Raw genomic sequence first — 13,619 nt, 5'->3', positions numbered from 1 at the left:
AGATAAATGCATTGGGAACATTTATTCGTTCCAGATGACTAATTCATTATAAAGGAGATGATTTTATGCCAGCTTACAAAGATGATAAAACTGGTAAATGGTTTGCCAAATTCTATTATACGGATTGGCAAGGCAACAACAAGCAAAAGTGGAAACGAGGATTCGCCACCAAAAAGGAAGCCTTAACATTTGAGAGAGAATTTCTAGAGAAACAGGCATGTAATCCCGATATGACATTTCAATCACTATATGAATCCTATATTGAGGATATGGAAGGAAGATTAAAAGATTCCACCATCCAGCATAAGCGTAATATCTACGAAACAAAGATTCTTCCATTCTTTAGCAAGATTCCAATTAACGAAATTAAAGCTACTGATATTCGAAGATGGCAGACAAAACTTATGAAGGACGAGTACAACTACAAGCCCACTTATCTAAAATCCATCAACAATCAAATGAACTGTATTATGAATTATGCTAAACGTTTCTATGACCTTAATACCGATCCATGTGGGAAGGCCGGAAGTATGGGACGAAGTGATGCCGAGGAAATGGACTTCTGGACATTGGATGAATATCTTGCTTTTCGGGAAGGTATTAAAGACAAAGCTGTTTCGTATTTATGCTTTGAAGTTCTTTATTGGACAGGTATGCGAGAAGGAGAATTACTTGCTCTAACAGCAGAAGATATTAATCTAGTTGATAAGACAATCCGTATTTGTAAGTCTTATTCACGTAGTCATGGGAAAGATATTATTTCTACCCCTAAGACAAAAAAGAGCAAACGTGTTGTTCCTATTCCTGATTTTCTTTGCCAGGAACTAACAGAGTATATGAATTCCATGTATATGCCTCGTCCAAAGGATAGACTATTCCCTTACACAAAATCCTATCTCGCACACGAGATGCAACGAGGATGCAAGACAACTAGCATTAAAAAAATACGAATTCACGATCTCCGCCATAGTCATGCTAGTTTGTTAATCAATCAAGGCTGTGACGCTCTCATGCTTGCCGACAGACTTGGACACGAAAAGGTATCCACAACACTCAATACTTACTCTCACCTATTTCCACACAAACAGCAGGCATTGGTGCATAGTCTTGAATCACTTGTTGGGGTCACTAATCCAATACCAGAACCACCCGTAGGTGTGCCAGGTATTCCACCAGTCATAGAATCTGAAGTACCAAAAGAAAAAGCATCCGGAAATGTTATCCAAATGCCAATTCGAAAAATTATTTAATCATTTTGTTGAAGCCAACAAGATGCTAATAACATCAATTTTGCAGACAGTATCTGCAAAATCTTATCACCAGAAAACTTGTTTTCTACTAATATCTAAAAGAATGAAGAATATTTCTTAGTAGCAAAGTAGTAGCAGAGGCAAAAGAAAAGTCCGGGAGTGCCCTATTTATAAGGCTTCCCAGACTTGTGGATGCTATTCAAACTCAATAGTTGCTGGTGGTTTCCCTGTGCAATCATATAATACACGGTTAACCCCTTTAACTTCATTTACAATTCTAGTTGTTACTTTTCCAAGTACTTCCCATGGAAGATCTGCTGATTCTGCTGTCATGAAATCACTTGTAGTTACTGCACGAAGAACTACTGCATAGTCATAAGTTCTTTCATCTCCCATTACACCTACTGAACGCATATTAGTAAGTGCTGCAAAGTATTGACCTAGCTCTTTATCAACTCCAGATTTTGCAATTTCTTCTCTGTAAATTGCATCTGCATCTTGAACTATTCTAACTTTCTCAGCTGTTACTTCACCAATTATACGTATTCCAAGACCTGGTCCTGGGAATGGCTGTCTGTAAACTAGCTTTTCAGGTATTCCAAGTTCTAAACCAGCTTTACGTACTTCATCTTTAAATAGTAGTCTTAATGGTTCTATTATCTCTTTAAAATCTACATAGTCTGGAAGTCCTCCAACATTATGATGTGATTTTATAACTGCTGATTTTCCAAGTCCACTTTCAATTACATCTGGATAAATAGTTCCTTGTACTAAGAAATCTACTGTTCCTATCTTTTTAGCTTCCTCTTCAAATACTCTTATAAATTCTTCGCCTATTATTTTTCTCTTTTGTTCAGGCTCTTCTACTCCAGTTAACTTTTCGTAAAATCTTTCCTGTGCATTTACACGAATAAAGTTTAAGTCATATTGTCCATTAGGTCCAAATACTTCTTCAACTTCATCTCCTTCATTCTTACGAAGTAATCCATGGTCTACAAATACACATGTTAATTGACTTCCTACAGCTTTTGAAAGTAATACAGCAGCTACAGATGAGTCAACTCCACCTGATAATGCACATAACACTTTACCATTTCCGACCTTTTCACGTATTTCTTTAATTGTTTTTTCTACAAATGAATCCATTTTCCAATCACCAGAACATTCACAAACATTATATAAGAAGTTTGATATCATCTTTGTTCCTTCTTGTGTATGCATAACTTCTGGGTGGAATTGAACTGCATATAAATTCTTTTCTTGGCACTCCATAGCAGCAACTGGACATACTGGAGTATTAGCTATTATTCTAAATCCTTCTGGAGCTTTTTCTATGTAATCTGTGTGACTCATCCAACAAACAGTAGATGGCGATACTCCGTCAAAAATCTTTGAATCTACTTTTACATCAACCTTTGTTTTTCCATATTCACTTACAGGAGCTGTTTCAACCTTTCCTCCAAGTACATGAGCCATTAATTGTGATCCATAGCATATTCCAAGTATAGGTATTCCTGCTTCAAATAAAGCTTTTTCACATAAAGGAGAATCCTCACCATATACACTATTTGGTCCCCCAGTAAATATTATTCCCTTAGGATTCATTTCTTTTATTTCATTAACGCTTAAAGTATGTGGATGAACTTCACAGTAAACACCACATTCCCTAACTCTTCTTGCTATTAATTGATTATATTGACCACCAAAGTCAATAACTAATACTAACTCTTTATCCATTGGCTACCTCCAATTTAGTTTTTTGTTTATTATCTACATGTTAATTTTTTGTTTATTATCTACATAAATAAGTTTAAATGAAAAAGTGAGAGAATGAAAGAGCAAAAAATTAATGAAAGAATGAAGAAATGAAAAAATTATGGTAATTATTCAACTGTAGTTGAATAATAAAATTATATTTTCTTTTTTAACTCAGCTAAACTGAGTTATTTCTTCAATTCTTTCATTCGATATTTAAAATTTTAATTTTAAATAAGAATTTTCATTCTTCCATTTTTCCATTAACTCAGCTCGTCTGAGTTATTTCCTTAACTCTTTCACTATAACTCAGTTTGCCTGAGTTATTTCCTCAATTGTCCATTATCAATTACTACTTGCTGTAGTTTGGTGATTCTTTAGTTATATTAACATCATGTGGATGGCTTTCTCTTATTCCTGATGCTGTTTGAACTACAAATTTTGCATTTTCATATAAATTATCTAATGTAGGTGCTCCTAGATATCCCATTCCAGATCTTATTCCACCTGTTAATTGGTATATTGTATCTGCCACATATCCTTTGTAAGCAACTCTTCCTTCAACGCCCTCTGGCACAAACTTCTTAGTTCCATTTTGGAAGTATCTATCACTTGATCCTTTTTCCATTGCTCCAAGTGATCCCATTCCTCTATAAACTTTATAACTTCTTCCTTGATATATTTCCATTTCTCCCGGTGCTTCTTCACATCCTGCAAACATTGACCCCATCATTGCAACAGATGCTCCACCAGCTAATGCTTTAACTATATCTCCTGAGTATTTTAATCCTCCATCTGCAATTACTGGAACTCCATGTTTTTTTCCTTCTTCTGCACAATCCATAACTGCTGTTAATTGAGGAACTCCAACACCTGCTACTATTCTTGTTGTGCATATTGACCCTGGTCCTATACCAACCTTAACACAATCTGCTCCTGCTTCTATTAAATCTCTTGTAGCTTCAGCTGTTGCTACATTACCAGCTATTATTTGAAGGTCTGGATACTTAGCCTTTATCTTTTTTACTCCATCCATAACACCTTTTGAATGTCCATGAGCTGTATCTAATGTAATAACATCAACATTAGCTTTAACTAAGGCATCTACTCTATCCATCATATCTTTAGTTATCCCTACTGATGCTCCACATAATAATCTACCTTTTTCATCCTTTGCTGCATTTGGAAAAGCTTTTGCTTTTTCTATATCTTTAATAGTTATTAATCCTTTTAAATTATTCTCATCATCAACTAAAGGAAGTTTTTCTATCTTGTGCTTCTTTAATATTTCAAGTGCTTCTTCTAATGTCGTTCCTTCTTTAGATGTTATTAGTGGACTCTTCGTCATAACTTCTGAAACTAGTCTATCGTAATTTGTTTCAAAAACTATGTCTCTATTAGTTATTATTCCAACTAATTGACTTCCTCTTGTTATTGGAACTCCTGATATTCTATATTGAGCCATAAGTTCTTGAGCTTGTCTTATTGTATGGTTTTCTGATAAGAATATTGGATCTGTTATTACTCCATTTTCTTGTCTTTTTACTCTATCAACTTCTTTTGCTTGCTCTTCTATAGTCATATTTTTGTGAATTATTCCTATTCCACCTTCTCTTGCAATTGCAATAGCCATTTTAGATTCTGTTACAGTATCCATACTTGCACTCATTAGTGGGATATTTAAAGTAATTTTCTTTGTTAACTTAGTTTTTAAACTAACCTCATTAGGTAAGATTTCTGATTTATTAGGTACTAGTAATACATCATCGAAAGTATAAGCAGTTTTAATTATTGTTGCCATTAGTTCTCCCCCTTAAAATAATTTTTTTCTTGCATATTTATAATTTTATGATTGTAAAATTTCTTTTTTTATCTATTTTTATGTATAAAAAAAGACATATTAATCTTCTAAGTGAAGTTAATATGCCTAAAATACTATATAAAAAATATAGTATTAGTATATCAAAATCACTCATAGTCGGAAATTTAAGGTTTCCGGTAGATACTTCCTGCCGTATTCAGGGGATATATGAGTTGTTATATATGACTCTTTTTAAGTTAAAGATATTATATATCTATGGTCTATTATTGTCAATAAGTTTGCAATTTATATTTCAAGTAAAATTCATGAATTGCTGGTAATTATTCTAGAAAATCCATTGAATAAATTCAATTATTAATTTAAAAATCTTTTTACTTTTATTTTGTAATTTATTTTACTATATCCTAATATAATAAAAGATAATTAATTTAACTTAATCTTGTATTCTTACAAGTCTATACCCAACCCCTATATGAGTCTGTATATAAGCATTTTTCTCACAATTTTTCTCAATCTTTTTTCTTAATGTTGCCATAAAAACTCTTAATGATGGAACTTCACTTTCATATGCTACTCCCCATATCTCTTTTAAAATATAGGTATGAGTAAGAACTTTACCTACATTTTTAGCTAAAAGACACAAAAGCTTATATTCTATCGGAGTTAAATGTGTTTCTTCTTCTCCTACAAAAACACATCCTGATACATAATCTATCTTTAAATCTCCATTTATAAATTCAGTATTTTCTTCTTTTTTTGTATTATCATAATTCATTTTTCTGATAGCTACTCTAATTCTTGCTAGTAACTCATCTACACTAAATGGCTTAGTTAAATAATCATCTGCACCAGAATCCAAAGCCTCTATTTTATCTTTATCTTCACTTCTAGCACTTACAACTATTATTGGACAATTAGACCAAGCTCTTATTTTCTTTATTATATCAACACCATCTATATCAGGTAATCCTAAATCTAATATAATTATATCAGGCTTATTCGATGTTGCTAGTATTATTGCTTGCCCCCCATTTTCTGCTGTAAAACACTTATAAGAATGAATATCTAAGGTAGCAGATATAAAATTTCTTATTGCCTTGTCATCCTCAACTACTAAAATTGATACCTTCATTATTTACCTCCACTTGTGATAATGTAAATCCTATTACTGTTCCATGAGGTTTATTATTTCTAACGTAAATTTCTCCACCGTGAGCATTTATTATAGACTTACAAAGAGCAAGTCCTAACCCTAAACCTCTTCTACTGTCACCTTTATTTCCATTAACAGTAAAGAACATATCAAAAATACACTCTTTATTTTGTTTGCTTATCCCTATTCCATTGTCTGCTACTTCTACTACCACCTTTTTACCTTTAGTAAATACGTTTATTTGAATTTCACTTCCTGGTTCAGTATATTTAATTGCATTATCTACTATATTTATCATTACTTGAACTATCAGTCTTACATCTACGTCTACCATTAGTAAATCATCTTTTAAGTTGACTTTAACTTTATAATTTGAAATTTTACGATTTACATGTTCAAGAGCTTCATTTATTATTTCTTCAATTAATTGTGGCTCAGTATTTAATTGCACATTTCCATTATCTAATCTAGATACTGATAATAAATTTTCAACTAAATTTATTAACCAAACTGAGTCATCATAAATATCTAATATTAGTTTTTTCTTTGTCTCTTTATCAAACTCATTATTTAAAATTGAACTAGCACTTCCAGATATACTAGTAAGTGGTGTTCTTAAATCATGAGAAACTGCTCTTAATAAATTTGCCCTAAACCTTTCATTTTCAGCTTGCATTAGTGCATTCTTTTTAGATTCATTTAAAATATACTTTTCTATTGCAAATGAAATTTGATTAAGCATTGCTTCTAGTAATGACTTTTCTCCACTATCAATATTTTCATTTTCCATCATCAATATTCCTATTACAACCATAACATCATCTTGCCCAATAAGTGGTATATACATAGCTTTTGCACCTGGAAGCGTATCTGTACTAACCCCAGCTCTTTTTCTATTCCTTATTACCCAACTAACTACTGCCTTTTCATCCTCACTTGTAAATTTCTTATCTATTTCACTGCCATCTTCAAACTTATAATTGTATATGCTTTTTATATTTTCATTAGATACTTCATATATTATAATTGGCTTTTTTAAAAACTTATATAATTGTCTTTGAGTTGTTAATATTATATCCTCTAAATTATCAGTTCTTTCTAAATCTCTACTAGCTTCTAATAATATATTTGTTCTATTAGCAATCACTGCTGATACATTTGCTTGATATTTAACTTTATTAGTTAAAGTACTTGTAACTAATGCGGATATCAACATTATAATAAATGTAACTAAATATCCTGGATCATAAAAATTAAGTGAAAATCTTGGTTCTGTAAAAAGAAAATTAAATAATAGTACACTTGCTAATGAAGCTATTCCTCCATAAATAATTCCATCAGTTTTATTTGATATTAATAAAACCCCAAGTATAAAAACTGTTATCACATTAGCTTCACTAAATCCAAGCTTATATAAAATTGCACCTATTATTACTGATAGACCTAATGTCTCTATTGTTTTCATTACATCAGAACTTGATAGTTTTATATTTTTAACTTGATACTTCCTTTTAGCAACAACATCTTCACTATCTGGTATAACATATAGATCTATTTCCGGTGCTAGTTCTACAATTCTATCTACATATCCTAGCTTAGACTTAAGAAAGAACTTTCTTCTTTTTGTCCTTCCAAGAATTATCTTCGATACACCACTTAATTTTGCAAATTCTGCAACTTGATATGGTACATCATCTCCGTATACTGTTTCTACATTTGCTCCTAAATCCTCCGCAAGCTTTAAATTTTCCCTAAGCTTTTGAATATTCTTTTCATCTAATTCCTTTGAAACTATTGTTTCCACAAAAAGCGCTGTAAACTCAGCATGAAAAGCCTCTGCCATTCTAGCTGCTGCTCTTATAACCTTAGCATTTGAAGGTGAAGAACTTAAACATACTAATATATGCTCATTTGTATGATATATACCTTTGCTATAGCTCTTATTAACAGTAACTTCCTTATTTACTCTATCAGCAGTTTCCCTTAATGCAATTTCACGTAATGCTGCTAAATTTTCTTTAGAAAAAAAGTTATTAAGTGCCTTTTTAACTTGATTTTTCTTGTATATTTTACCTGCATTTAATCTATCTATAAGATCTGAAGGCTCTATATCTATAAGCTCAACTTGGAAGGCATCATTGAAAAATCTATCTGGCACTCTTTCCTTTACTACAACATGAGTAATTGATGCAACTATATCATTTAGACTTTCTATATGCTGAACATTAACTGTGGTATAAACATCAATACCTGCACTTAATAACTCTTCTATATCACTATATCTTTTCTTATGTCTTAGCCCTTGTGCATTTGTGTGTGCAAGCTCATCTACTAATATTAACTCTGGCTTTCTTTCTAATGCTCCATCTAAATCAAACTCTTTTAAAGTTATTCCTTTATATTCAACTTCAAGTTTTGGTAAAAGTTCTAATCCATCTAAAAGGGCTAAAGTTTCTGGTCTTGTATGTGGTTCTATATATCCAACCACTACATCTACTCCAACTTTCTTTGCAGCATGAGCAGCATCCAGCATAGCGTAGGTTTTACCTACACCAGCTGCATAACCAAAAAATATTTTTAACTTTCCTCTTTTATTTTCTAATTCTTCTTCATTAATTTTTTTTAATAATTCTTCTGGATTAGGACGAGTTTCATTCATTTATAGCACCCCTGTTTTCAATTAATAATTGACAATGGACAATTGTCAATTCTACATTGTTCATTTTAAAACACCATCTAATGCAAGATTAACTTGTAATACATTTACAGTTTCTTCTCCAAATACTCCAAGTATTCTTCCCTTCGTATATTTTTCAATTATTTGCCCTACTTCATTTGTACTTATATTACGGATTTTTGCAATTCTATCCACTTGATATTCTGCTGCTGCAACTGAAATATGAGGATCAAGTCCACTTCCTGATGATGTAACTAAATCTACTGGAATAGGATCATCTTTTTTATCAGGATTTGATGCTTTTATTTTTTCTATTCTCTCACTTACTAGCTTTTCATATTCTTGACTTGCAGGACTTAAATTTGAAGGAGTTGCATACATTAATACTTTTCCATTTTCATCTGTAAATGTACTTGTATCTAAGTTCATTACACGACCCCATAAATACTCATCTCCAGTGAATTCTTGAGCAAGTAATACACTACCATATTTTTTTCCATTAACTTCTATAATACTACCATTCGCTTTATCTTTAAATAGTAATTGTGAAGCACCTGTTATAAAAACTGGATATATTAATCCACATATTATCATAAATAATAGTATAAACTTAAATGCTTTACTTATGACTTTCATAATTTATACCTCCTATTATACTAATCCAAGTACAGTTATTATTACATCAATAATCTTTATTGCTACAAATGGGGCTATTATTCCTCCAAGACCATATACTAAAAGATTTCTTGATAACAACTTACTAGCTGGAACTTCTCTATATTTTACACCTTTTAATGCTAATGGAATAAGTGCTATTATTATTAAAGCATTGTATATAACAGCTGAAAGTATTGCACTTTCTGGACTACTTAACTTCATTATATTTAATTTTTGTAGCTCAGGATAAAGACCTAAAAATAATGGTGGTATTATAGCAAAGTATTTTGCTATATCATTTGCAATACTAAATGTTGTTAATGATCCTCTTGTCATTAAAAGTTGCTTACCAATTCTAACAATTTCTATAAGCTTAGTTGGTGATGAATCTAAATCAACCATATTACCGGCTTCCTTTGCTGCTTGAGTTCCTGTATTCATAGCAACAGCAACATCTGCTTGTGCTAAGGCTGGGGCATCATTTGTTCCATCACCTGTCATTGCAACTAAATGACCTTTCCTTTGGAAATCTTTTATCATATCTAGCTTTCCTTCTGGTGTTGCCTCTGCTAAGAAGTCATCAACTCCTGCTTCTGCTGCTATTGCTGCTGCAGTAAGTGGATTATCACCAGTTATCATTATAGTTTTAATGCCCATTTTTCTAAGATCTGCAAATTTTTCTTTTACTCCTTGTTTAACTATATCTTTTAAGTGTATTATTCCTAATACCTTATTATTTTTAGCAACAACTAAAGGAGTTCCCCCAACCTTAGCTATTTCCTTAACCTTTTCTTCACATTCCTTTGAAAAGAAACCTCCTTTTTCTAAAACATATTTTTTAACTGCATCTGAAGCTCCTTTTCTTATTTCATTTCCATTGAAATCTACTCCACTCATTCTAGTTTTAGCTGTAAATTCGATAAAAGTTGCATTAAGACTACTCATATCTCTTCCTCTAATGCCAAACTGTTCTTTAGCTAGAACTACTACGCTTCTTCCTTCTGGAGTTTCATCTGCAAGAGACGCTAATTGAGCTGCATCTGCTAATTCTTTTATATCTACTCCATCAACCGGTATAAATTCACTAGCCTGACGATTTCCAAGGGTTATTGTTCCAGTTTTATCTAACATTAATATATCAACATCCCCAGCTGCTTCTATTGCTCTACCACTCATAGCTAATACATTTGCTTGGTTTAATCTACTCATCCCAGCTATACCTATTGCTGATAATAAGGCTCCTATAGTTGTTGGTGCCAAGCAAACTAATAATGCAATTAATGAAGTAATTGAAGTATTATTTACCATGCCTGCTTCATTAGAAATAAATACTGAGTAAGTGTATAAAGAAACTGTTACTATAAGGAAAATTATCGTAAGTGATACTAGTAATATTTCAAGAGCTTTTTCATTTGGTGTTTTCTTTCTAGCCGCCCCTTCTACCATAGCTATCATTTTATCCATAAAGCTTTCACCTGGATCATTACTTACTTTAATTACAAGCCAGTCAGAAATTACTGTTGTGCCACCAGTTACTGCACTTCTATCTCCACCACTTTCACGAATAACAGGGGCTGACTCTCCTGTTATTGCACTTTCGTCAACTGAAGCTGCCCCATCAATAACATCACCATCTGCTGGAATTTGCTCTCCAGCAAAAACAATAACAATATCACCTTTTTTAAGTTCAGTTGAATTTACTTTCATAACTTTATCTTTTTCTTTTGCTGATGGTATTTTACTTGCTACAACATCCTTTTTTGATGAACGTAATGCATCTGCTTGAGCCTTTCCACGTCCTTCTGCAATTGCTTCTGCAAAGTTTGCAAATAAAACTGTAAACCATAGTAAAACTGTTATTCCTAATATGAAGCTTGGAGAATTATCTTTAATTCCAAGTAAAGCTACAAAATATAGAATAGTTGTTATAATAGAAGCTATATATACTATAAACATTACAGGATTCTCTTTTTGTATCTTAGGATTTAACTTTACAAAAGAATCCCTTATCGCTCTTTTTACCATTTTCTTATCAGATAAAATACTATTATTATTTTTCATATATTACCCCCCCATTCTATCCTATCATTTGGAAGAATTCAGCTATTGGTCCTAATGCAATTGCTGGAAAGAAACTTAATGCTCCAACTAAAAGTACTACAAACACTAAAAGACCTATAAACAATGCATCATGTGTTGGTAATGTTCCTGCACTTACTGCTACCTTCTTCTTTTTAACTAATGAACCTGCAATGGCAAGTGTTGCTATCATAGGTACAAATCTTGCAAATAACATAACTAATCCAATACTAACATTTATAAATGGTGTATTTGCTGCAAAGCCTGCAAAAGCTGATCCATTATTTCCACCTGCTGAAGAATACGCATAAAGCATTTCTGAGAAACCATGTGCACCTGAGTTATTAAGACTATCTAATACACTTGGAACTACTGCTGCTATACCACTTCCTATTAAAGTTGCAATTGGTGTTGCAAGACAAACTAACATTGCCATCTTCATCTCAAATGGTTCTATTTTCTTTCCTAAATATTCTGGAGTTCTTCCAACCATTAAACCTGCCATAAATACTGCTATTATTGCAAAGGCTAACATTCCATATAATCCACAACCAACTCCACCAAATATAACTTCACCTAGTTGCATAAGTAACATAGGTACCATTCCACCTAAAGGAGTATAACTATCATGCATTGAATTTACTGATCCATTAGAAGCTGCTGTTGTAAATGCTGTCCATGTAGCTGATGAAGCTATACCAAATCTAGTCTCTTTACCTTCCATATTTCCACCAGCTTGATCTATTGTAGACACATCTATAAATCCATTTTGAGTAAGTTGAGGTGTTGCATTAGCTTCATTTACTGCTATTGTTGAAAGAGCAATAACTAACATTAAAAACATTGCAATAAATATTGCTCTACCTTGCCTCTTATCCTTAATATTTCTTCCAAATGTAAAGCATAAAGCTGCTGGAATTAATAATATTGATATCATTTCTACTACATTTGAAAAAGGTGTAGGATTTTCTAATGGATGAGCTGAGTTAACTCCAAAGAATCCACCACCATTAGTTCCTAATTGCTTAATTGCAATTTGGCTTGCTGCTGGTCCTTGAGGTACAACTTGTTTTGTTATAACCGTTCCATCCTCAAGAGTTATAGGTTGTAGTAAATCAACTTCTTGATATGCTGAAAAATTTTGCACAACGCCTTGAGATGCTATTAATAATGACACAACTATTGATAATGGCATTAAAATATGAACTATACTTCTTGTAGCATCTACCCAGAAGTTTCCTATAGTCTTTCCTTTTACTCTAGTAAATCCTCTTATAAGTGCAAATAAAACTGCTATACCTACTGCTGCTGATACAAAGTTTTGAACTGTTAATCCGAGCATTTGAGTTAGATAACTTAACTGACTTTCTCCTGAATAAGATTGCCAATTTGTATTAGTTACAAAACTTGATGTTGTATTAAAACTTAAATCCCAAGTAACTCCTTTAATTCCTTCAGGATTCAAAGGCAATATACCTTGTACTATTTGTAATAAAAATAAAATTACAAATCCTATAACACTAAAGGCAATTATTGAAACTGAATACTTTTTCCAATTCATTTCCTCATCTTTATCTATTCTTAATATCTTGTATATAAAGTTTTCTATTGGATTTAATATTTTACTTAAGAAAACTTTTTCTCCATTCATTACCTTCCCAATATACTTTCCTAATGGAATAGCTAGTACAACTAAAATTATCAAATATAATGAATACTGTATTATTGAGTTAATCATTCATTATCACCTCTTAATAAAATATAAGTTAAATAAACAAATAGCGATAAGGCTGCTAAACCAATTAAACTAGTAACAACTATCATTATTTCCTTCCCCCTTTATCTAAAATTATATAAAAATCAATATAAAGATAGTATTAGGATTAATCAGGATGACTTTAAGATTGTATAAAGATTATTTTAAAATAATCTTTTTAAATTAGATAATATGAAATTTTAACCTATATTTTTATTAAATATCTCTTAATACTTTAGTTAAAACTTAATATCATAAGTTAGCTTTTTATTTATATACTTCATTTCTTATACCTGAAATACATTTATCTAATTTGTACAAACCTATCAAGATAAAGAAAAAGGATTCAAATTTGAATCCTTCTTCTTTATCATAATCTATACATATGTCATTTTTAATTTCTTTATATATGTTACATAATCCCACAGCAGTTCTCTATATTATGACTAGATTCTGTATTATTATATAAA

General features: G+C 31.6%; 9 protein-coding genes and 1 riboswitch. Of the genes, 1 reads left to right on the top strand and 8 read right to left on the bottom strand.

The annotated features are described in order from the left end of the window. Positions 1 to 65: 65 nt before the first annotated feature. A complete protein-coding gene (locus AAT22_RS02435) occupies positions 66 to 1,250 on the top strand; it encodes a site-specific integrase (protein WP_047000127.1) in 1,185 nt (394 codons plus the stop codon). Positions 1,251 to 1,445: 195 nt separating this feature from the next. Here the strand turns inward: AAT22_RS02435 and guaA are convergent, their stop codons facing one another. From guaA to AAT22_RS18970, 8 genes are all read right to left on the bottom strand, one after another. Then, the gene (gene guaA / locus AAT22_RS02430) at positions 1,446 to 2,987 is read right to left on the bottom strand and encodes a glutamine-hydrolyzing GMP synthase (RefSeq protein WP_047000126.1); all 1,542 of its coding nucleotides are present in this window, start codon (positions 2,985 to 2,987) and stop codon (positions 1,446 to 1,448) included. A gap of 370 nt (positions 2,988 to 3,357) precedes the next feature. Then, positions 3,358 to 4,806, bottom strand: a complete 1,449-nt coding sequence (gene guaB, locus AAT22_RS02425; protein ID WP_047000125.1) for an IMP dehydrogenase — start codon at positions 4,804 to 4,806, stop codon at positions 3,358 to 3,360. A gap of 154 nt (positions 4,807 to 4,960) precedes the next feature. After that, a riboswitch (purine riboswitch) is annotated at positions 4,961 to 5,058 on the bottom strand. Positions 5,059 to 5,260: 202 nt separating this feature from the next. Beyond that, positions 5,261 to 5,959: a response regulator transcription factor gene (locus AAT22_RS02420; RefSeq protein WP_084820707.1), complete on the bottom strand. Its 699-nt coding sequence runs from the start codon at positions 5,957 to 5,959 to the stop codon at positions 5,261 to 5,263. Then, complete coding sequence (locus tag AAT22_RS02415) at positions 5,934 to 8,639, bottom strand: sensor histidine kinase KdpD (protein WP_047000123.1); 2,706 nt, start codon at positions 8,637 to 8,639, stop codon at positions 5,934 to 5,936. The genes AAT22_RS02420 and AAT22_RS02415 overlap by 26 nt, the downstream gene beginning before the upstream one ends. Before the next feature lie 60 nt (positions 8,640 to 8,699). Further along, positions 8,700 to 9,293: a potassium-transporting ATPase subunit KdpC gene (gene kdpC, locus AAT22_RS02410; RefSeq protein ID WP_047000122.1), complete on the bottom strand. Its 594-nt coding sequence runs from the start codon at positions 9,291 to 9,293 to the stop codon at positions 8,700 to 8,702. Between the two features lie 15 nt (positions 9,294 to 9,308). Beyond that, positions 9,309 to 11,375: a potassium-transporting ATPase subunit KdpB gene (kdpB, locus tag AAT22_RS02405; RefSeq protein WP_047000121.1), complete on the bottom strand. Its 2,067-nt coding sequence runs from the start codon at positions 11,373 to 11,375 to the stop codon at positions 9,309 to 9,311. 16 nt (positions 11,376 to 11,391) lie between these two features. Next, positions 11,392 to 13,131, bottom strand: a complete 1,740-nt coding sequence (kdpA, locus tag AAT22_RS02400) for a potassium-transporting ATPase subunit KdpA (protein WP_047000120.1) — start codon at positions 13,129 to 13,131, stop codon at positions 11,392 to 11,394. A 285-nt stretch (positions 13,132 to 13,416) separates the two neighbouring features. Beyond that, complete coding sequence (locus tag AAT22_RS18970) at positions 13,417 to 13,575, bottom strand: hypothetical protein (protein WP_156174271.1); 159 nt, start codon at positions 13,573 to 13,575, stop codon at positions 13,417 to 13,419. Positions 13,576 to 13,619 lie beyond the last annotated feature (44 nt).

This window comes from Clostridium sp. C8 (genome assembly GCF_001010885.1).
Taxonomy (GTDB): Bacteria; Bacillota; Clostridia; order Clostridiales; family Clostridiaceae; genus Clostridium; species Clostridium sartagoforme.
The sequence above is the reverse complement of the archived record's forward strand: the minus strand, read 5'-3'. Positions and strand labels throughout refer to the sequence as shown.